This is a genomic window from Asanoa sp. WMMD1127, from assembly GCF_029626225.1.
Lineage (GTDB): Bacteria > Actinomycetota > Actinomycetes > Mycobacteriales > Micromonosporaceae > Asanoa.
The window spans coordinates 7,224,242-7,245,263 of sequence record NZ_JARUBP010000001.1 but is presented as its reverse complement, the minus strand read 5'-3'; the positions used below and the strand labels follow the sequence as shown (position 1 = coordinate 7,245,263).

The 21,022-nt window shown below is 71.6% G+C and carries 17 protein-coding genes; 10 read left to right on the top strand and 7 right to left on the bottom strand.

The window, feature by feature from the left end; genetic code table 11:
• Positions 1 to 896: 896 nt before the first annotated feature.
• Together O7635_RS34630 and O7635_RS34625 are read right to left on the bottom strand one after the other, a co-directional pair.
• The gene (locus tag O7635_RS34630; protein WP_278084705.1) at positions 897 to 2,342 is read right to left on the bottom strand and encodes a pyridoxal-dependent decarboxylase; all 1,446 of its coding nucleotides are present in this window, start codon (positions 2,340 to 2,342) and stop codon (positions 897 to 899) included.
• 12 nt (positions 2,343 to 2,354) lie between these two features.
• A complete protein-coding gene (locus O7635_RS34625; protein ID WP_278084704.1) occupies positions 2,355 to 3,521 on the bottom strand; it encodes an epoxide hydrolase family protein in 1,167 nt (388 codons plus the stop codon).
• 29 nt (positions 3,522 to 3,550) lie between these two features.
• On the opposite strand from O7635_RS34625, the gene O7635_RS34620 reads away from it, so the two are divergent.
• The 4 genes from O7635_RS34620 to O7635_RS34605 all read left to right on the top strand — a co-directional run bounded on the left by O7635_RS34620 (position 3,551) and on the right by O7635_RS34605 (position 11,266).
• On the top strand, positions 3,551 to 4,039 hold the full coding sequence (locus O7635_RS34620; protein WP_278084703.1) for a GNAT family protein: 489 nt from the start codon (positions 3,551 to 3,553) through the stop codon (positions 4,037 to 4,039).
• Entirely contained in the window at positions 4,036 to 4,764 is a 729-nt protein-coding gene (locus O7635_RS34615; RefSeq protein ID WP_278084702.1) for an SDR family oxidoreductase, read from the top strand. The genes O7635_RS34620 and O7635_RS34615 overlap by 4 nt, the downstream gene beginning before the upstream one ends.
• A gap of 153 nt (positions 4,765 to 4,917) precedes the next feature.
• Positions 4,918 to 10,722: a ThuA domain-containing protein gene (locus O7635_RS34610; protein WP_347405322.1), complete on the top strand. Its 5,805-nt coding sequence runs from the start codon at positions 4,918 to 4,920 to the stop codon at positions 10,720 to 10,722.
• Positions 10,723 to 10,744: 22 nt separating this feature from the next.
• A complete protein-coding gene (locus O7635_RS34605) occupies positions 10,745 to 11,266 on the top strand; it encodes a hypothetical protein (RefSeq protein ID WP_278084701.1) in 522 nt (173 codons plus the stop codon).
• Here O7635_RS34605 and O7635_RS34600 read toward each other — a convergent pair.
• Entirely contained in the window at positions 11,260 to 11,574 is a 315-nt protein-coding gene (locus O7635_RS34600) for a hypothetical protein (protein ID WP_278084700.1), read from the bottom strand. The two genes, O7635_RS34605 and O7635_RS34600, sit on opposite strands and share 7 nt — an antisense overlap.
• A 66-nt stretch (positions 11,575 to 11,640) precedes the next feature.
• Here O7635_RS34600 and O7635_RS34595 point away from each other — a divergent pair, with 66 nt between their 5' ends.
• Both O7635_RS34595 and O7635_RS34590 read left to right on the top strand, forming a co-directional pair.
• Positions 11,641 to 12,042: a helix-turn-helix domain-containing protein gene (locus tag O7635_RS34595; protein ID WP_278084699.1), complete on the top strand. Its 402-nt coding sequence runs from the start codon at positions 11,641 to 11,643 to the stop codon at positions 12,040 to 12,042.
• Positions 12,039 to 12,680, top strand: a complete 642-nt coding sequence (locus tag O7635_RS34590; RefSeq protein WP_278085645.1) for an HAD-IA family hydrolase — start codon at positions 12,039 to 12,041, stop codon at positions 12,678 to 12,680. The genes O7635_RS34595 and O7635_RS34590 overlap by 4 nt, the downstream gene beginning before the upstream one ends.
• 52 nt (positions 12,681 to 12,732) lie before the next feature.
• Here the strand turns inward: O7635_RS34590 and O7635_RS34585 are convergent, their stop codons facing one another.
• Entirely contained in the window at positions 12,733 to 14,199 is a 1,467-nt protein-coding gene (locus O7635_RS34585; RefSeq protein ID WP_278084698.1) for a choice-of-anchor A family protein, read from the bottom strand.
• Between the two features lie 142 nt (positions 14,200 to 14,341).
• Here O7635_RS34585 and O7635_RS34580 point away from each other — a divergent pair, with 142 nt between their 5' ends.
• The gene (locus tag O7635_RS34580) at positions 14,342 to 15,280 is read left to right on the top strand and encodes a hypothetical protein (RefSeq protein WP_278084697.1); all 939 of its coding nucleotides are present in this window, start codon (positions 14,342 to 14,344) and stop codon (positions 15,278 to 15,280) included.
• A 42-nt stretch (positions 15,281 to 15,322) separates the two neighbouring features.
• On the opposite strand, the gene O7635_RS34575 is transcribed toward O7635_RS34580, so the two are convergent.
• A complete protein-coding gene (locus O7635_RS34575) occupies positions 15,323 to 17,272 on the bottom strand; it encodes a S8 family serine peptidase (protein WP_278084696.1) in 1,950 nt (649 codons plus the stop codon).
• Between the two features lie 151 nt (positions 17,273 to 17,423).
• Here O7635_RS34575 and O7635_RS34570 point away from each other — a divergent pair, with 151 nt between their 5' ends.
• Together O7635_RS34570 and O7635_RS34565 are read left to right on the top strand one after the other, a co-directional pair.
• On the top strand, positions 17,424 to 18,254 hold the full coding sequence (locus tag O7635_RS34570; RefSeq protein WP_278084695.1) for an SAM-dependent methyltransferase: 831 nt from the start codon (positions 17,424 to 17,426) through the stop codon (positions 18,252 to 18,254).
• 40 nt (positions 18,255 to 18,294) lie between these two features.
• Positions 18,295 to 18,558 (top strand): hypothetical protein, encoded by a 264-nt coding sequence (locus O7635_RS34565; RefSeq protein ID WP_278084694.1) that lies wholly within the window; start codon positions 18,295 to 18,297, stop codon positions 18,556 to 18,558.
• Between the two features lie 24 nt (positions 18,559 to 18,582).
• On the opposite strand, the gene O7635_RS34560 is transcribed toward O7635_RS34565, so the two are convergent.
• Positions 18,583 to 19,872, bottom strand: coding sequence for an ArgE/DapE family deacylase (locus O7635_RS34560; RefSeq protein ID WP_278084693.1), 1,290 nt, complete (start codon positions 19,870 to 19,872; stop codon positions 18,583 to 18,585).
• A gap of 77 nt (positions 19,873 to 19,949) precedes the next feature.
• Between O7635_RS34560 and O7635_RS34555 the strand changes: the two genes are divergently transcribed.
• Entirely contained in the window at positions 19,950 to 20,621 is a 672-nt protein-coding gene (locus tag O7635_RS34555) for a DNA alkylation repair protein (protein ID WP_278084692.1), read from the top strand.
• On the opposite strand, the gene paaI is transcribed toward O7635_RS34555, so the two are convergent.
• A complete protein-coding gene (gene paaI / locus O7635_RS34550; protein WP_278084691.1) occupies positions 20,618 to 21,004 on the bottom strand; it encodes a hydroxyphenylacetyl-CoA thioesterase PaaI in 387 nt (128 codons plus the stop codon). The genes O7635_RS34555 and paaI overlap by 4 nt on opposite strands.
• Between the last annotated feature and the right edge of the window lie 18 nt (positions 21,005 to 21,022).

The window sequence follows — 21,022 nt, the reverse complement described above, 5'->3', positions numbered from 1 at the left end:
CATCGCGCGGTCAGAGAAATGGTCCAGCTCCACGAGCCGCGCCGTGAGCGGCCGACCTTCGCGCCCGATATGGGAGTGGGCTCAGGAAACCAGGTCTCCGGAGGCGAGCGCTCCCCGCTACCACCCGGCCGGCCAACCCGAGCACCGCCGCCTCGGCGCCCCGCTGCGCTGTCTCTCTCGTTGTAGGGCAGCCCGACCTCGGCAAAGCCGCCGGCAGCAACCCCGGCACGTCATCACCGCCGGAACGCACCGACCAGGCGGCCAGCCGTTCACCGCCGGGCCGTCGTACTCGGCGGCCAGCGTCTTTGGGGCCGCCCTGTCATGCCCGGGCGGTCAGCGTCTTCGGGGCGGCAGTGTCGTGCCCGGGCGGTCAGCGTCTTTGGGGCGGCAGTGTCGTGCCCGGGCGGTCAGCGTCTTTGGGGTGGCAGTGTCGTGCCCGGGCGGTCAGCGTCTTTGGGGTGGCAGTGTCGTGCCCGGGCGGTCAGCGTCTTTGGGGTGGCAGTGTCGTGCCCGGGCGGTCAGCGTCTTTGGGGTGGCAGTGTCGTGCCCGGGCGGTCAGCGTTTTTGGGGTGGCAGTGTCGTGCCCGGGCGGTCAGCGTTTTTGGGGTGGCAGTGTCGTGCCCGGGCGGTCAGCGTTTTTGGGGTGGCAGTGTCGTGGCCAGGGCGGTCAGCGTCTTTGGGGCCGCAGTGTGTCGTGCCCGGGCGGGCGTCTTTGGGGCGGCGGTGTCGTGCCCGGGCGGGCAGCGTCCTAGGGGCCGCAGTGTCGTGCCCGGCGGCCAGCGTCCTTGGGGCCGCCTTGTCGTACCTGGCGGCCAGCAGGTCGCAGGCCCGCCCCGACGAGCTCGCCGGCGTCGGCGTAGCCGCGCTCCGCCGCGGCCACCCCTCACGGGCCGAGATCACGACGCGTGGCCCGCCAGCACGTCGGTGGCGGCGGTCGACAGGAGCGACCACACCTCGTCCACATGCGACTCGCTGGTCTGCGGCGCGCCGATGGCCAGCCGCAGGACGTAGGAGCCGTTGACCTTGGTGTGGGTCAGGTAGTAGCGGCCCGTGGCGTTGATCCGGGACAGCAGCTCCTCCGACGCCGCGTCGCCCGCGCGGAGGCGGAAGCAGACCAGCGAGAACGGGTGCGGGGCGACGATCTCGAAGCGCTCGTCGGCCGCCACCAGATCTGCGAACCGCCGCGCCAAGGAAACCCCCGAGCGGATGTGGGCCTGCAGGCCGGACGCCCCGTACCAGCGCATGACGAACCAGAGCTTGAGTGCCCGGAAGCGCCGACCCAGCGGCACTCCCCAGTCGCGGTAGTCGATCACCGCCCCCGACTCCGTCGCCACGTTGCGCAGGTATTCCGGCATGACGGTCAGCGCCGACACCAGCGCCTCGCGGTCGGCGACCCAGAACGCGTCGCAGTCGAAGCCCGTCAGCAGCCACTTGTGCGGGTCGAAGCAGTACGAGTCCGCGTGCTCGAGCCCCGCGTGCGTCCACCGCAGCTCCGGGCAGACCGCCGCCGCGCCCGCGTAGGCCGCGTCGACGTGCAGCCAGACGCCATATTCCGCGCAGATCTCGCCGATCGCCGGCAGCGGGTCGACGGCGGTGGTCGACGTCGTGCCGATCGTGGCCACCACCAGAGCGGGCCGCGCACCCGCCGCCACGTCGGCGGCCAGCGCCGCACGCAACGCCGCCGGGTCCATCGCCAGCGTCGACGGCGAGACCGGGATGAGGCGGACGCCCGCGTCGCCGATGCCGGCGATCCGGGCGGCCTTCTCGATCGACGAGTGCCCCTGGGTCGACGTGTAGACCGTGTAGCGCGCCCCCTCGACCCCCGATGAGCGCCACCCGCCGCCGCCCGCCCGGTGCAGCCCCGCCAGCGTCGCCACCAGCGCCGCCGACGACGCCGAGTCCTGGATGACGCCGCCGCCCGCCGACGACGACAGGAACCGCGATGGCAGTCCGAGCAACGTGGCCAGCCAGTCCATCATCACGGTCTCGACCTCGGTCGCGGCCGGACCGGTGGCCCAGAGCATCCCCTGCACGCCCAGCCCCGCGCCCACCAGGTCACCGAGCACGCTGGGCCCCGACGTGTTGGCCGGGAAGTACGCGAAGAAGCCGGGGTGCTGCCAGTGCGTCATCCCGGGCAGCACGACGGAGTCGAGGTCGGCCCGCAGCCCGGCGAACCCGTCACCCTCAGCCGGCGGCGCGGCCGGCAGCCGCGCGGCCACCGCCCCCGGCGGGTCGGAGGGACGCACCGGAAGGGAGCCGACCGACTCCCAGTAGTCGGCCACCCAGTCGACCAGTTCGTGCCCGTGCCGGCGGAACTCGTCGGCGGTCATGTGCCCTGCCATGCCTCGAGTCGATCAAGCATCACCCCCCGCGCGCAACACGCTCGCGAAGAACGCCGCTATGTCGCCCGCCACCAGGTCGGGCTCCTCGGCCGCGGCGAAGTGCCCGCCGCGCGGGAACACCGTGCGCCGCCGAACGTCGTAGAGGCGCTGTGACCACGACAGCGGCGGCTCGCCCTCGGGCATGAACTCGTTGGGAAACACGGCGATCCCGGTCGGCACGGTGACGCGGTCGTCCGGCCCGGGCGCGGCGCCGTGCCACCGGTTGTCGAAATAGTCCCGCATCGACGTCGTGATCGACCCGGTCGCCCAGTAGACGGTCAACAAGGTCAAAAGGAAATCCCGGCCGAACCGGCCGTCGACGTCACCGCCGGTGTCGCCCCACGACCGCCACTTCTCCACGATCCAGGCCGCCAGCCCGGCGGGGGAGTCGGTCAGCCCGTAGCCCACCGTCTGCGGCTTCGTGCTCTGGATCGCCGAATAGCCGCGCTCGGTGGCGCCCCACACCCCCACGTGCTGGTCGACGTAGGCCTGCTCGGCCGCCGTCAACGGCGCCGCCCCGTCGCCGAGAAAGGGGGAGACCTCCGGTGTGGTCAGGTGGATGCCCAGCATCCGCGACGGCGCCGTCAGCGCCATCCAGGTCGCCACCCCGGCGCCGAAGTCCCCACCGTGCGCCCCGTAGCGCGCGTATCCCAACGACTCCATCAGCCCGTGCCACAGCGCCGCCACCCGCCGGTAGTCGACCGGTGACGACGGCCGCGGCGTGAACCCGTAGCCCGGCAGCGACGGCACCACGACGTCGAACGCCGGCCCGGGCAACCCGTGCGTGCCGGGATCGGTCAGCCGCGACACCAGCGGCAGCATCTCGACGAACGCGCTCGGCCACCCGTGCGTCAACACCAGCGGCACGCCACCCCCGCCCACGGCCCGCTGGTGCACGAAGTGGATCTCCACCCCGGAGACCGACGCGACGAACTGGGGGTACGCGTTGAGCCCGCGCTCCACCGCCCGCCAGTCGAACCCGTCGGCCCAGTAGGCCAACAACTCCCGCAGGTAGTCGAGATCGGTGCCCTGCTCCCAGGGCGTCCCCGGCGCCGGCGGCGGCCAGCGCGTGGCGCGGATCCTGGCCCGCAGGTCGGCGAGCACGGCGTCGGGCACGTCGACGAGAAATGGCGTCGTCATGCGCCGGACGCTAAACCTAGGGTGTGACAATGCCGCTCGTCCTCACGCCCCTCGACGACGCGCTCACCGAGCGCCTGCTCGAGACCGCCCGCGTCGACGCGACCCCCGAGGAGGTCATGCCACCGGTCGACGGCGAGCCGGGCTGGACGCGGGCGCGCGAGACGTTCTTCCGCGCGTTCCACCAGGAGCGCCAGGCCGGCCTGACCGGGCCACACCGCACCGTGATGTACGCCATCATGATCAACGACCAGCCGCGCGGCATGATCCGCCTCACCCTCGACGCGGACGGCGCCACAGCGGAAACTGGCATGTGGCTGGCCCGCTCGGCCCGCGGCCAAGGGCTGGGCACGCGAGCTCTGCACGCCCTCCTGGCCGAGGCCGGGAAAGCCGGCGCCCGCGCGGTCCGGGCCGACACGACACCCGCCAACCGGGCGGCGCAAGCGGTGCTGCGCAGGGCCGGCGCGACCCTGGAGCCCCAGGGCGACAAGGTCTACGCACGGTTGGAGCTCGGCACGTGAAGGTCACCATCGTCACCGGCGGTTCCCGCGGCATCGGCGCGGCCACCTCGCGTCGCCTCGCCCGGGCCGGGCACGCCGTCGCGGTCGGCTACCGCAGCGACGCCGCCGCGGCCGCCGCGATCGTCGACGAGATCACCGCCGACGGAGGGCAGGCGGTCGCCGTCGCGGGCGAGCTGGCCCACGCCGGCGACATAAGAGCGCTCTTCGACGAGGCCGCCAAGCTGGGCCCCGTCACCGGTCTGGTCAACAACGCCGGCGTCGGCAGCAGGATCGGCCGGTTCGTCGACCTCGACGAGGCCGACCTGCGCCGCGTGGTCGACGTCAACGTGGTCGGCGCGATCCTCTGCGCCCGCGAGGCGGCCCGGCGGATGACCGACGGCGGCGCGATCGTCAACGTCTCGTCGGCCGCCGCGACCCTCGGCAGCCCGTTCGAGTACCCCCACTACGCCGCCAGCAAGGCCGCCCTCGACGCGCTCACGCTGGGTCTGTCCAAAGAGCTCGGCCCGGAAGGCATCCGGGTCAACACGGTGCAACCCGGCGTCATCTACACCGACTTCCACGGCACCCAGAGCGGCGAGCCGGGCCGGGCCGACCGGGTCGGCCCGAACGCCCCGCTCGGCCGCGCCGGCTATCCCGACGAGGTCGCCGCGGCCATCGCGTGGCTGCTCAGCGACGACGCGTCCTATGTGACCGGAGCGACGATCAGAGTGGCCGGTGGCCGGTAGTTACGCAAACGTTACATGCAAATACATCGCGCAAGACTTGTCTTTGGCTTGATCCACAAGGGTTAATCATCAGGCAGCGAACCATCCACCTGGGCGTTCGGTCTTCGGCGAGCCGAGCACCCGGGCCGTCACCGCATGCGGAGGAGCGCCTTCGTGTCCGTCCATCGCCGAAACTTTCGACGAACTCTGATCAGCCTCGGCGCGAGCCTGGCGCTGGTAGCCGGCGTGCTCGTCGCCGGCCCTACGCCCGCCAGCGCCGCACCGGCGCCCGGTGAGCCGTACAACGTCCTGGTCTTCTCCAAGACGGCCGGCTTCCGGCACGACTCGATCCCGGCCGGCATCGCGGCCATCCAGCAGCTCGGCGCGGAGCACGGCTTCTCGGTGACCGCCACCGAGGACGCCGCCGCGTTCACCGACGCCAACCTGGCCAACTACGCCACCGTGGTCTGGCTCTCGACCACCGGTGACGTGCTCAACACCGACCAGCAGGCGGCGTTCGAGCGCTACATCAAGGCCGGCGGCGGCTACGCGGGCGTGCACGCGGCCTCCGACACCGAGTACGACTGGGCCTGGTACGGCGGCCTCGTCGGCGCCTACTTCGCGGCGCACCCGAGCAACCAGAACGCCACCATCAAGGTCGAGGACCCGGCGCACCCGTCCACAGCGGACCTGCCGGCGGAGTGGAACCGCTTCGACGAGTGGTACAACTTCCGCACCAACCCCCGCGGCACCGTGCACGTGCTGGCGAGCCTCGACGAGACCAGCTACTCGCCGGGCTCGGGCGCGATGGGCGCCGACCACCCGACGGCCTGGTGCCAGGACTACGACGGCGGCCGCTCCTGGTACACGGGCAGCGGGCACACGCAGGAGTCGTACGCGGAGCCGAACTTCCTGAACCACCTCCTCGGCGGCATCGAGACCACCGCGGGCGTGGTGGACGCCGACTGCTCGGCCAGCAAGACGAGCAGCTTCGAGAAGGTGACGCTCGACAGCAACACCCAGAACCCGATGGAGCTCGACATCGCGCCCGACGGGCGGGTGTTCTACGCGGAGCGCGACGGGCGGCTGCAGGTCATCTCGCCGGCCACCGGCCTGACCACGACCGCGGCCACGCTGGACGTGTTCACCGGCAACGAGGACGGCCTGATCGGCGTACGCCTCGACCCGGACTTCGCCACCAACAACTGGATCTACCTGTACTACGCGCCCGACGGCGGAGCCCCGCGCAACTACCTGTCGCGGTTCACCGTCAGCGGCGACACGGTCGACCTCGCCACCGAGAAGGTGATCCTGCAGGTCGACACGCAGCGCAACACCTGCTGCCACGCGGGCGGCAGCATGGCGTTCGACAGCGCCGGCAACATCTACCTGGCCACGGGTGACAACACGAACCCGTTCGAGTCCAACTCGTTCAACCCGATCGACGAGCGGCCGGGCCGGCAGGACTTCGACGCCCAGCGGTCGTCCGGCAACACCAACGACCTGCGCGGCAAGATCCTGCGGGTGCACCCCGAGGACGACGGCACCTACACGATCCCGGCGGGCAACCTGTTCCCGGCCGGCACCGCGCAGACCCGTCCCGAGATCTTCGCGATGGGCTTCCGCAACCCGTTCCGGATCGGCATCGACCCGAAGACCGACACGCTGGTGGTCGGCGACTACGGGCCGGACGCCGGCCAGGCCGACCCCAACCGCGGCCCGGAGGGCACGGTCGAGTGGAACATCGTGGCGCAGCCCGGCTTCTACGGCTGGCCCTACTGCCACGGCAACAACTACGCCTACAACGACTACACGTTCCCCAGTGGACCGAGCGGGCCGAAGTTCGACTGCGCGGCGATCGTCAACGACTCGCCCAACAACACCGGCCTGCGCAACCTCCCGCCGGCGATCCCGGCCACCATCGACTACGACTACAGCGGCAACCCGCTGTTCCCGGAGATCGGTGGCGGCGGCGCGCCGATGGGCGGCCCGGTCTACCGCTACGACGCGGCGAACCCGTCCGACCGCAAGTGGCCGGCCTACTACGACGGCAAGGCCATCTTCGGTGAGTGGAACCAGAACAAGATGTACACGTTCCAGCTCACCGACGACGCCCGCGCGGTCGTCGACATCAACCAGCTGCTCACCGGGATGGCCTTCCTGCGCCCGATGGACTTCGAGTTCGGGTCCGACGGCGCGCTCTACCTGATCGAGTGGGGCAGCGGCTTCGGCGGCAACAACGACAACTCGGGGATCTACCGGATCGACTACGTGGCGGGCGACCGTGCCCCGATCGCGGTCGCGTCCGGCACGCCGACCTCCGGCCCGTCGCCGCTGACCGTCCAGTTCTCCAGCGCCGGCTCGCGCGACCCGGACGAGGAGGAGATCACCTACGCCTGGACCTTCGGCGACGGCGGCACCTCCACCGACCCCAACCCGAGCCACACGTACGCGCAGCCGGGCAACTACACCGCGCAGCTCACGGTGACCGACCCGGGCGGGCGCACCGCGGTGGCCAACGTGCCGATCACCGTGGGCAACACCGAGCCGACCGTGTCGATCACGTTCCCGCCGGACGGTGGCTTCTTCAACTGGGGCGACCAGGTCGAATACACGGTCACCGTGACCGACCCGGAGGACGGCGAGATCGACTGCTCCCGGGTGAAGCTGCAGTACTACCTGGGTCACGACGAGCACGCCCACCCGCTGCAGAGCCAGCAGGGCTGCACGGGCAGCATCCAGACCTCGCTCGCCTCCGGGCACGGCGCCGACGCCAACGTGTTCGGCGTGTTCGAGGCGACCTACACCGACGACGGCGGGGTCGGCGGGTCCAACCCGCTCACCGGCCGTGACATCGAGCAGCTCCAGCCCAAGCGCAAGCAGGCGGAGTACTTCTCGGCCACCGGGCGCTCGCCCGACGGCGTGGGCGGCGGCGACCCGGGCGTGCAGCGGGAGACCACCGGCGACACCCAGGGCGGCTTCCAGAACATCGGCTTCATCGAAGACGGTGACTACTGGACGTTCGACCCGGCCAACCTGACCGGCATCACCAGCCTGCGGTTCCGGGTGGCCTCGGCGGTCGACGGCGGCCGCATCGAGGTGCGGTCCGGCGCGGTGGACGGCGCGGTGCTCGGCACCGTCGACGTGCCCGGCACCGGCGGATGGCAGTCCTATGTGGATGTCAGCCTGCCGCTCGAGAATCCACCGACCACCAGCGGGCCGCTGTTCTTCATCGCCCGCAACCCGGCCGGCACCACCGGCCAGGGCTCGGTGTTCAACGTCAACTGGGTCGACTTCCTCGGCCGCGGCGTCACCGACAACGCGCCGCCGCTGGTCACCGCGTCCGGCAACCCGACGTCCGGCACCACGCCGCTGACCGTCGAGTTCAGCGGCACGGCGACCGACGAGGAGGGCGACGCGGTCACGTACGCCTGGGACTTCGGTGACGGCACGACGGCCACCACGGCCAACGCGTCGCACACCTACACCACGCCCGGCACGTTCACGGCGACCCTGACCGTGACCGACGCCCGCGGCGCGGCGGCGTACGCCACGGTGCCGATCCGGGTCGAGGCGCCGAACACGTCCTGCTTCGGGGCGCGTTCGGACAACTTCGACGGCACGGCGCTCGACCGCGACCGGTGGAGCACGATCGTCCGGGAGAACCAGACGTACTCCGTGGCCGGTGGCGCTCTGCTGCTGCCGACGCAGGCGGCGGACCTCTACGGGGCCCGCACCGACGCCGGCAACATCGTGCTGCAGCCGACACCGGGCGGCTCCTGGCAGGCCACCACCAAGGTGACCCTGCCGCTGACCGCGAACTACCAGCAGGCCGGCCTGATCCTCTACGGCGACGACGCCAACTGGGCCAAGCTCGACCTGCTCTTCGCCGACTACAAGCGGGTGGAGTTCATCCGGCAGACCGCCGGAACGCCGCGCAACGAGGCGGCCGACAGCACGCCGGCTCCGGAGGGCACCGACACCGTGTTCCTGCGGCTGATCTCCGACGGCACCAACCTGACCGCCGCGTTCTCGGCCGACGGCGTGACCTACACGCCGGCCGGACGCTCGGCCGAGCTGGCCGGGATCGAGAACCCGAAGATCGGGCTGTACGCGCTCAACGGCGGCACCGCCGCCCCGGTCGTGAACGCCGAGTTCGACTGGTTCCAGATCTCGCCGGACGAGGCGGGTGGCGAGGTCGCGCCGTCCGACGAGTTCGACGGCACGGCGCTCGACAAGTGCCGGTGGGACGCGGTCGTCCGCGAGGACGCCACGGCCTACCAGGTCGCCGACGGGTCGTTGACCATCGACGTGCCCAACGGTGACATCTACACCGGCAACAACACCGGGCCGACCAACTTCATCCTGCAGAACGCGCCCGCGGGCGACTGGACGCTGGAGACCAAGGTCGACGGCAGCCAGCTCGACGAGCAGTACCAGCAGGGCGGCCTGATGGTGTACGGCGACGACGACAACTACGTCAAGTTCGACTTCATCGCCGACAACACCGCCGGCCAGCCGGTCGCGCGGCGGATCGAGTTCCGGAGCGAGATCGCCAGCGTGGTGCAGAACCCGCAGCCGCAGGTCACCAACCTGACCACCGCGGTGTGGCACCTGCGCCTGGCGAAGGTGGGCGACACCTACACGGCGTCGTACTCCGCCGACGGCACGACCTGGACCACGTTCCCGGAGACGCTGACCAACGCGGCGGTCGGCGCCGCGCCCAAGGTCGGCCTCTTCAGCCTCGGCGCGGCGCAGACCGCGTCGAAGCCGATCTCCTTCGACTACTTCCGCCTCTCCACGGGCGGCGAGGAGCCGGAGGACGAGACGGCGCCGGTGACCACGGCGTCGGTGGCGGGGACCGTGACCAACGGCTGGCACACCGGCCCGGCGACGGTCACGCTGACGGCGGCCGACGAGGCCGGCGGCAGCGGGGTGGCGTCGACGGAGTACCAGGTCGACGGCGCGACCACGTGGACGGCATACACCGCGCCGGTCGAGGTCACCGGTGACGGGTCGCACGAGGTGCGGTTCCGGTCGACGGACGAGGCCGGCAACGTCGAGGCCACCAAGACGGTGGCGGTCAAGATCGACACCACCGCGCCGGTGACGGCGGCGACGTTCGCGCCGTCGACCGACGACGGCTGGCACAACGGCGCCGTCCCGGTGACGCTGACCGCGACCGACGCCGGGTCCGGGGTCGCTTCCGTCGAGTACGCGCTCGACGGCGGCGCCTGGACGCCGTACACCGCGCCGGTCGACGTCAGTGGCGAGGGCGAGCACGAGCTGCTCTACCGCGCGACCGACAACGCCGGCAACGTGGAGACGCTCAAGTCGGCGATCGTGAAGATCGACGGCACGAAGCCCACGGTGATCATCGGCGGGTTGGCCGACGGCCAGCTCTACGGTGACAGCCAGGACGTCCGGGTGACCTACCAGGCGGTCGACCCGACGTCGGGCCTCAAGAGCGTGGTCGGCACGCTCGACGGCGCGGCCTACCCGGCCAACAAGCTGCAGGCCATGTTCGAGCTGCCGCTCGGCCTGCACGAGCTGACCGTGACCGCCACCGACAAGGCCGGCAACGTCACCACGTCGTCGGTCCGGTTCTACGTCACGACCTCGTTCCGCGACATGCAGTCCCTGCTGGACCGCTTCAAGGCGACCAGCTGGCTGTCGGCGAAGGCGCACAAGCAGCTCGGCGCCAAGCTGCAGGCGGCACGCGAGGCCGAGGCGGCCGGCAACGACCGCCGGGCGATCAACCAGCTGACCGCGTTCCGCCAGCTCGCGCAGGACACCGCCCTGGTGCCCAACGCCGAGGTCCGGGCGGTCCTGGTCCGCGACGCCGACGCGATGATCGTCCGCCTCGGCGGCGACGCGAGCGCGGCGGGCAAGAAGGCCAACGGCAACAAGTCGCTGGCCGGTGCGGGCCGGGTGCCCGGTGACGCCGCCCGGCAGGTCGCCGGCGGACCGCTGAAGTAACTCGGAACCAAGGAGGCTCGGGATGAGGGTGTTCATTCGCGGCGTTGCGGCGATCTTCGCGGCGGCGTTGCTGGCCCTCGTCCCGGGCCTGCCCGCATACGCACACGACGGACCCGTCACGCTCGACGTCGCCGGCGACGGCGCGGGGGGCGTGACGGTCCGCGCGATCTACACGAAGGACAAGCACCCGGTGGAGACCGGCGTGCGCCTGGTGCTGAACGCGACGGGGGAGAGCGGCCGCACGGTCGGCCCGATCCAGCTCAACCCGTCGGCGGAAGGCCAGGGCTTCTACACCAGCGGACCGGTCCTGACGCCGGGCTCGTGGGACGTCGCGGTGACGTCGCCGGCGCCGCATCCGGGCAAGGCCCTGGTCAAGGTCGAGGCGAAGGTGGCCCAGCAGATGCCGCCGGCGCCGGCGGCCGACCGGGACGCCAGCTCCACCCTGACGGGCCGCTTCGGCTGGCTCTGGTGGCTGGCCGGCGCGGTGGTGGTCATCCTGGCCCTGGGCGCGATCGCACAGTCGCGCGCGCGCTCGCGTCAGTAGGCGATCGACAGCCCGAACGGGACGGGTCCCAGCGCGGCGACCAGCGGCCGGACCATGAGCACGAACGACTCCGGCCACCAGGCGTTCGCCACGCCGCCGAGATCCACGATCTGCCGTGGTGACCAGCCGAGGTCGGTGAGCAGCCCGGCGACCAGCTTCTTGGCATCGCCGTCGTCACCACAGAGAAACGTCGCCGGTGGTACGGCCAGGCTGCCCGGGTCGGCCATCAGCGACGCCGGTCCGACCGTGTTCAGCGCCTTGACCACCCGGGTTCCGGGCAGCGCACACGCGAAGCCGATCACGCTCATGCCGCCGACGCTAGGCTTGCCCCCACCCCCGGCGGCAGTACGCACTTCGAAGTGCCTGGAGGAACCATGGCCACCAGCCGTGCCGACGAACGGCGAGCCGGCGCGCGCTCCGCGTACCTCGTCTCGGTGGCCGCCTGCCCCACGCACCGGGTGCTGCACCGGTTGGGGGAGCGGTGGGTCAGCCTGATCCTCAAGGAGCTCGCCGGCGGGCCACGCCGACATGGCGAACTGGCCCGCGCGGTGGCCGGCGCCACGCAGAAGATGCTCACCCAGACGCTGCGGACCCTGGAACGCGACGGATTGGTCGCGCGGTCGGTGACCGGCGCGACGCCGCCCCGCGTCGAATACCGGCTCACGCCCGTCGGCGAGAGCCTGCTTCCGGTGCTGGCCCTGATGACCGAGTGGGCGGAGCGGCACATCGGGGACATCGACGTCGCCCGGGCGACGTACGACGGCGCTTCCTCGTGAAGAGGTACGTGCTTTTCGATCATGACGGTGTGCTGGTCGATACCGAGTTCTGGTACCACAAGGCCGGCGAGCGCGCGCTCGCGGACGTCGGCTTCACCTTGGATTTGGACCAGTACGTCCAGGACATGAACCAGGGCTCGGGCACCTGGGCCCAGGCGCGGGCGGCCGGTGTCGACGAGCAGACCATCAGCCGGCAGCGCGGGGTTCGCGATGCGTACTACCAGGAGTATCTGAGGACCGAGGCCATCGAGATCGAGGGCGTCGTCGACGCTCTCGAGGAGCTGTCGAGGCACGTCCGCATGGCCATCGTGACGACCGCGAAGCGCAGGGATTTCGAGGTCATCCACGAGGCGCGCCGGATCCGGCAGTTCATGGATTTCGTGCTCGTCCGGGAGGACTACGAGCGTGCCAAGCCCCACCCGGAGCCGTACCTGACCGGGTTGAAGCGCTTCGGCGCCACCAAGGGCGAGACGCTGGTCGTCGAGGATTCGGCGCGGGGGCTGAGCTCAGCCGTCGCGGCCGGTATCGACTGTGTGGTCGTCCACAACGACTTCACGAGAACACATGACTTCTCGCGGGCGACCTGGCGCATCGAGACGCTGAGCGAGTTGACGGACATCGTCCTTCGGTCGGCCTGAGACGACGGGCCCGGCGCGGGACATCCCCGCGCCGGGCCTTCGTCGGCTTAGGTCAGGACTCGGTCAGGCCCCGCCGGCGGCGGACCAGGAGCAGCACTCCCAGGCCGGTCAGCACGGCGAGCGCGCCGCCGATGGCGATCGGCTTGACCGGGGAACCGGTCACGGGCATGTCGCCCGGTGGCCGGCCGCCGCCGATGCCCGGATGCGGCACGTAGGGCGGACGCTCGGTCGGCCACACCGGCGGCACGAACGTGTCGGACGGTGTCGGCGTCGGGCTGCCGGTGGGCGTCGGTGTCGGTGACCCGGTGCCCGACGGGGTCGGCGTGGGCGTCGGGCTGCCCGTCGGCGTCGGGGTCGGGGTCGGGGTCGGCGTAGGCGTGGGCGTAGGCGTGGCCGTCGGGGTCGGCGTCGGCGTGCCCGTCGGCGTCACGGTCGGAGTCGGCGTCGGGGTCGACGAGACACATTGGATGGTCGTGTCGAACGGGAAGTTGTGCATCTCGCCGCCGTTGGCCGACGCCGTGCCGTGCACCAGGTTCGACACGATGACGCTGCCCTCGATGTTGCCCGAGTTCGTGTCGGTCAGCGTGGCGTTCGGCGCGTACACCGTGCCCTCGACGGAGTTGGCCCCCGTCTGGGTCAGGTCCGTGACGTTCGGGAAGTTGTAGAGGATGTACGACGCCTGCTGCCCGCCCACCCCTGCGGACGTCGGCGGGTTCCAGGTGTAGCTGGGCCCGGTGTCGACGTTGATCAGGACCGGCCTGTTGGCCGTCGGCGGATCGTTGTAGGTGATGCTGACGATGTTGTCCATCTCGGACGCCGTCAGGTTGAGCACGTTCGTCTGGTTGTTGGTGAGGTCCACGTACACCTGCGTCGGCGACGTGATCGGCCGCGCGATGGGACCCCCGTTGGCGTTCCGCAGCGTCACCGTGCCCGGGCAGGTGGCCATCTCTTCCGCGCGGCTCCGGTAGGTCGCGAACGCGCCCGCGAAGTCGATGCCGGTCGCGGCGGTCGCACTCGCCGGCGTCTGGTTGGCGCCGTTCTGCACCCGCGGGAACGTGTTGGGGTCGGCCGGCGGGTCCGGGACGATCTGCAGGATGTTGGCCTGGTCGAGGACCGCCACCCCGGTGGTGTCGCCGATCTTGAGGTACTTGTTGTTGTTGACCTGGAGATAGCCGCTGGCCAGGCTCGGCGGCGTCGTCAGCAGCGCCCGGCCGCCGATCACCAGCGCTGTCGGCTGGGCATCCGTCCCGTACGTGTGCCCGGTGTTCGACGAGATCTGGTAGGTGCCGCCGATGGTGAGGTCGCCACCGATCGCCACCGGCCCTTCGCTCTCGTTGCTGGTCAGCGTGGCGTTCTGCTCGACCACCACCAGGAAGCCGCTGAGCTCGGGGCCGCCGTCGACCGGGTTGACCGGCCCGATCGCCTCCGCCGGCGCCCACGACGCCCACAGCGCCGCGGCCGTCACCACCGCCGCGGCCGCGGCGAGAGCGGGCACCCGGGCCCGCGCGCGTGTTGCCATCAGAACCGCCCCCTGAATCGGACTCATACGTCAGGGGGAGCATATTGGACAATTTTCACAATATGCACGGTAATCCGATTCCTTCTCAAGGGTCGCGGCGGGGCGGTGGCGTCCGGGCACCCCCGTGGCGATACTCGCGTTCATGGAAAAGGCTCGATCGGATCCGCTCGGACGCGACCTGGCGCACGCGCTGCGTACCGGCCCGTTCTCCGCCGCCCTGCATCTGGCCATGGAGGACCGGGGGATCCGGCCCGAGGAGATCCAGGCGCGGCTCGCGGCGGCGGGGGTGACGGTCAGCCTGACCACCCTGAGCTACTGGCGGCGCGGCCGCAGCCGGCCCGAGCGGCCCGAGTCGATGCGGGCCGTGCGGCTGATGGAGCAGATCCTGGCCCTGCCCGCCGAGTCGCTGATCGCCCAGCTCGGCCCGCGCCGGCCCCGCGGCCGCTGGCTCAACCAGCCACCGGGGACGATCGACATCGACCGGTTGTTCGAGAACGGCGCCAGCGTCTCGAAGATCATGAGCGAGCTGGACAAGTGGATGTACCACGAGCTGTCCCGGGTCAGCATGCACGACCTCTACCTGGTCGGCGCCGACCGGCAGGAGCGCGGGCTCAACTGCCGGCAGGTGTTGCGGGCCAACGTCGACCGCGTCTCGCGTACCGTCGGGATCTTCCACACCGACGACCCCGACGCGCCGGTGGGGGTGCATCCGCTGCGCAACTGCCGGGTCGGGCGGGTGCGGTCCGATCCGGGCACCGGGCTGCTCGCGGCGGAGATCATCTTCGACCGGATGCTGGCCCAGGGCGACACCGCGGTCATCGAGTACGAGTTCGAGAGCGGCTCGCGCGTCACGACGGACAACTACTACCACGGCTTCTCGACACCGGTCGGCGAGTACGTCCTGCAGGTCCAGTTCGACCACGACGCGGTCCCGGCGCGCTGCTACCGCTTCGAGCGCCGCGGCCTCCACGCGCCGGACCAGGGCGTACGCGAGGTCTGGATCGGCTCGACCCACGGCGCCCACCTGGTCGCGGCCGACGTGCCACCCGGCATCGTCGGCATGCGCTGGGAATGGGACTAGGCCGGGCCGCCTCGTGAGCGACCCGGCCTTTGCCGACGGAGATCAGGACGCGTTGATGGTCACGTCGTCGACCACGAAGCTGGTCTGCAGCGACTGGTCCTCCGCCCCGTTGAACCGCAGGGTCACCGTCTGCCCGCGGAACTGGGTGACGTCGACGACCTTCTCCACGTACGCGGAGTTGGCGTCGAGGTTGGTCGCGGAGCCGACGGTGGTGCTGCCCATGGTCACCGTCAGCCGGTCCCAGACCTGCCCGTCGTTCTCGGCCGTGGTGATCCGCACCCAGTAGCGCAGCGTCGCGCTGGTGCACGCCGCCGGGATCGTCACCGACTGCTGGACGTAGTCGGTGTGCGTGCGGCCCTGGCCGCCGAGCCAGGCGCTCCGGGTGCCCGTGTGGCCCGGGTAGCCGTAGCTCGCCCACGCCCCGATCACGCCGGAGTTCGCCGACCACGGCGTGGTCCCGCTCTCCAGGCTCGGGTTGCCGACGACCTGCACCGGCGTGCAACCGCCGCCACCGGTCGTGACCGTCCAGGTGAAGGTGGCCGTGCCGGTCCGCGACGCGCTGTCGCGCACGGTCACCGTGACGGTGGACGTGCCGGCGGCGGTGGGACTACCGCTGATCACGCCGGTCGACGCGTTGACCGACAGGCCGGCCGGCAGACCCGAGGCGCTCCAGGTGTACGGCGTCGTGCCGCCCGACGCCCGCAGTTGCAGGTTGACCTGCTGCCCGACGACCGTCGTCTGGTTGCCGGGGTTGGTCACCGCGGGGTTGTTCGGGTTGGTGCCGCCGTTCATGAAGCCCGTGTAGAGCAACCGGTTCGGCGAGCCGGAGCCGGGGCTGGTCACCTTGCCGCTCGTGGCGTTGGTGACCAGCGCGTCCCGCACCTGGGCCGGCGTGGCGTTCGGGTTCAGTCCAAGCCAGACAGCCGCCGCGCCGGCCGTGTGCGGCGACGCCATCGAGGTGCCGGTCATCGTGGCGCTGCCGGTGTTGCTCGAGTAGGAGGCCGACACGATGCTCGTACCCGGCGCGAAGATGTCGAGGCACGAGCCGTAGTTGCTGCTGCTGTTGCGGGCGTCGGAGCTGTTGGTGTTGCCGACGGTGACCGCCGCCGCCACCGCCTGCGGGCTGTAGTAGCAGGCGTCGTCCGACGAGTTGCCCGCCGCCTGGACGAACTGCACGCCGGACGAGATGAGGCTCGACACCGCGCTGTCCATGGCCTGGCTGCTGCACCGGCTCTGGCAACCGATGCTGTAGTTGACGACCGCCGGCTTCTGCGCGTTGGCGCGCACCCAGTCGATGCCGGCGATCAGGTCGTCGTTGGTGCCGCTGCCCTGGCAGTTCAGCACGCGTACGGCCACGACGCTCGCCTTCTTGGCCACGCCGTACGTGGTGCCCACCGCCGTGCCGGCCACGTGCGTGCCGTGCCCGTGGCAGTCGGTCGGCGAGCTGTCGTTGTCGACCATGTCCGTGCCCTGCCGCACGCGGCCGGTGAAGTCGACGTGGTTGGCGTTGATGCCGGTGTCCAGCACGTAGACCGTCGCGCCCTGACCGGGGTTGGCGGGGTACGTGTAGGCCTGGTTCAACGGCAGGTTCTGCTGGTCGATCCGGTCGTCGCCCCAGTTCGGCGGGTTGTTCTGGGTGTCGGCGACGCCGATCCGCTGCACCGCCTCCACCGACGCGACGGCCGGGTCGGCGGCCAGCGTGCGGGCCTGCTGCTCCGACATGGTGCCGGCGTACCCGCGCAGGGCCGTCGTGTAGACGTGCCGGGCCTGGCCGCCGAAGCGGGTGGTGAGGTCGCGGGCCTTCGTCCGTGCGTCGGCGCCGTCTTTGAGGACCACGATGTAGCGCCCGGGTACGGCGTTGGGGCTGTCCGCGTACCGGATGGGGGTGGGTTGGGGGTTGGCGGGTTCGGCGCCCGCGGGGACGCCGACGCCCAGGACCGCGGCGGCCGCGACGATGGCCGCGACGCCGAGTCCGGATGCTCTCTGCCGCACAGTTGTCTCCTCCCAGGGGGGTGCCGACGAACCTAGGAGCGGCGGGCGTGGGAGGGCAGAGCGGTTAACAGCAGTCGACGATTCGTAACGCCAAAACTGTTTATGAACCTGGGGCAGCGTCCCCTGTGGGCGGCACGGTACCGTCTGCGCCATGGACGTGGAGAGCACCGGCGTGAGTGACCGATCGACCAAGCCGGCGACCGCCGCCCGGATCTACGACTACTTCCTAGACGGCGTGCACAACTTCCCGGCCGACCGCGAGGCGGCCGCGCGCGTCGTGGCGATGATGCCGTCCGCGCCCGCGATGGCCAAGGCCAACCGCGCGTTCCTGCGCCGGGCCGTGCGCCACCTGGCCGAGGCCGGCGTGCGGCAGTTCCTCGACCTGGGCTCCGGCATGCCGACCCAGGGCAGCGTCCACGAGATCGTCCAGGAGGTCGCACCCGAGTCGCGTGTGGTCTATGTGGACATCGACCCGATCGCGGTCTCCGAGAGCCTCGACCTGATCGGGGACACCGGCCGCGTCACCGCGATTCAGGGCGACATGCGCCAGCCGCGCGCCGTCCTCGACCACCCGGTGGTGCTCAAGACGCTCGACTTCGACCAGCCGGTGGCCCTGCTGCTCTGCGCGGTGCTGCACTTCGTGCCCGACGACGACCAGGCCTACGGCCTCGTCGACCAGTTCCGCGACGCGCTCGCGCCGGGCAGCTACGTGCTGGTGTCGCACGGCGCCAACGAGGGCGCCGACGCGTCGGTCACCAGCGAGGAGCACAGCACCATCCAGAAGGTCTACAACCAGCGCACCGCGACGCCCGCCGGCGGCCGCACGCGCGAGGGTGTGGCGCGCTTCTTCGGGCCGGCCGAGCTCGTCGACCCGGGCATCGTCTGGGTGACGCAGTGGCGTCCGCAGCCCGACGACCCGACCGACTTCGCCGACGACCCGCGCCTCTCCTGCGTCTGGGCGGGGGTAGGCCGCCTGCCCTAGGCAGGTTCACGCGCGCGGCCGTTCGGGTACTGCGCTTCCCATGCCGAATCGGGACTGGAGCCGCCTCGAACGTCGTCTCAACACGTACCCGTCCGCCACCAACGGGCAGCGCCTCACGGCGATCGTCGTCGCGCTGGTCGCGTCGCTCTTCGTCGGCGGCCTCTGCGTGTGGCTGGCCTCCGGGGTGCTCGACGGCGTCCACCCGGGCGTGCAGTGGGTGGTGTTCGCGGTGATCGGGGCGGTCGCGGGGTTCGGTCTGCTGAGCGCCCTGTCGTGGCTGACGGGCCGCAACCGCCGCGCGTGAAGCCGGCTACCTGGTGCGGCCGGCCTACCTCGTGCCGACCGTGCGCAGGGTCGCGAGCACCAGGGTGCGGGCGACGGTGACCACGTCGCTCACGTCGACCTGCTCGCGTGGGCCGTGGGCGAGGCGCACGTCGCCCGGGCCGTACTGCAGGGTGGGGATGTCCTTGCCCGCGTACAGCCGCAGGTCGCTGCCGTAGGGTGCGCCCCGCTCCAGTGGCCGCGCGCCGTTGGTGACCTCGGCGTGGGCCTGTGTGACGAGTGCGGCCAGCGGGTGCCCGGGCGGCAGGCGTCCGCTGGCGAACTGGCCGCCGGGCCACGTCACGGTGGCGGGGTGGGCGCGCAGCCAAGGGTCGTCGGCGCAGGCTTCGGCCACTGATGTCTCGAGCTCGGCGCGGGCCCGGGCCGGGTCCTCGCCCAGCCGCACGCCGAGCCGCCCTTCGGCGACCAGCAGGTCGGGGACGCTGCTGGCCCAGTCGCCGGCCTGGACGGTGCCGACCGACAGCGGGTACGGGATCGGGTAGCCGGACATGAGCGGGTCCGGGTCGGCGTTGCGGCGGGACTCGAGTCGGGCCAGCGCCCGATGGATCGGGAGGTAGGCGTCGATCGCGCTGACGCCGGCGTACCGCGTGCTGCCGTGGGTGGCCTGGCCCGGCACCTCGATGCGGAAGGTGAGGGCGCCCGCGTTGGCGGTCATGATGGCGCCGCTGGTCGGTTCGGTGATGATGCAGGCGTCGCCGGTGTGGCCGCGCTCGAGCGTGCCGAACGCGCCGAGGCCGCCGTCCTCCTCGCTCACGACGAAGTGCACCGAGACGTGGCCGCGCGGCCGTGCGCCCGCCGTCTTGATCGCCTCCAGGGCGGCGAGGATCGCCACGAGGCCGGCCTTCATGTCGCAGGCGCCACGGGCGTGCACGGTGTCCCCGACGGTCCGCGGGCGGAACGGGTCGCCTTCCCACTGGGCTTGGTCGCCCGGCGGCACGACGTCGACGTGGCCCTGGAGGATCAGCGCGGGTCCGTCGGTGCGGTGGCGGGTGCCGGCCACCAGGCCCCAAGCCTCTGTGCGTGGGGCCTCGCTGCCCGGGAAGTCCGGGTGTGCGCGGAGGGCGTCGAGGTCCATCCGCCACAGGTCGACGTCGAGGTCCAGGGTCGCCAGCCGGCGCGCCAGCAGGTGCTGCAGCTCGGACTCGGCCGCGGTGCCCGTCACGCTGGGCACCGCCAGGAGTTCGAGCAAGGTCGGGCCGATGCCGGCCTCGTCGACCGCGGCCAGCGCGGCGGCCTCCACGGCGGTCAGCGTGCTGCGGTCGAGCGGAGGGTGCATGGAGGCGAGTATGGCCAGGGCGGGCGCCCGGCCGCTACGTGCTGGACCGCCTCGGCTATCGGCGCGATCATCGTCGGATGACGCTGACCGCCGCCGCGTTCACCGCGCGGATCGAGGCCCTCCGACCGCCGCCGGGCCGCGACCGGGTCCGGATGGGCGACGTGTTCGGCCTCGCCAAGGAGTTCGGCGACCTGCCGCTCGCGGAGCTCGACATCCTGCTCGACAGCGGCAACCATCTCGTACGCGTCGGCGCCCTGCGCATCATGGGCAACCAGGCCGGCGCGAAGCGCACCTCGGAGTCGACGCGCGCGGACCTGTTCGCTCTCTACCTGAGGCGCACGGACCGCATCGACACCTGGGACCTGGTCGACCTGAGCGCACACCAGGTGGTCGGCGCGCACCTGCGCGACAAACCCCGCGACGTCCTCTACGACCTGGCCCGCTCGCCGCACTGGTGGGAACGGCGGATCGCCATGTTCGCCACGCTGGCCCTGGTGCGGGCGGGCGACGCGGACGACACGTTCGCCCTGGCCGAGATGCTGGTCGACGACCCGCACGAGTACGTCAACACGGTCGTCGGCGGCATGCTCCGCGAGGCCGGCAAACACGACCGGGCGCGCCTGCTGGCCTTCCTGGACGAGCATGCGGCGACCGCCCCGCGGGTCGTGGTCCGCTTCGCGACCGAACACCTCGAGGCGGAGGAGCGGGCTCGCTACCTCGCCGCCCGACGTGCATCGGGCGACAGCTAGCTGGAGAGCGTGCGGCTCAGGCCGCGGAACTCGGCGACGAGGCGGTCGCCGCAGCGGACGGTGACGTCGTAGATGCCGGACTTCCCGGCGCGGTGGCGTTCGACCGCTGTCGCCGTCAGGCGGTCGCCCTCCCGGGCCGCGGAGACGAACACGATCTCGGCGGACGCCGCGACCGTGACCGCGCCCGGGTAGTTGCAGGCGCCGGCGAAAGCCGAGTCCGCCAACAGGAAGACGTAGCCACCATGGGCGATGCCGTGGCCGTTGACCATCAGATCCGTCACGGTCATCTCGAGCACGGCCCGCCCGGGCTCGAGCGTGAGAACCGACATCCCGAGCGACTCGGAAGCCTTGTCGCGGGCGAACATCTCTGCGGCGCCGTCCATGCCCGCACCCTATGCGCA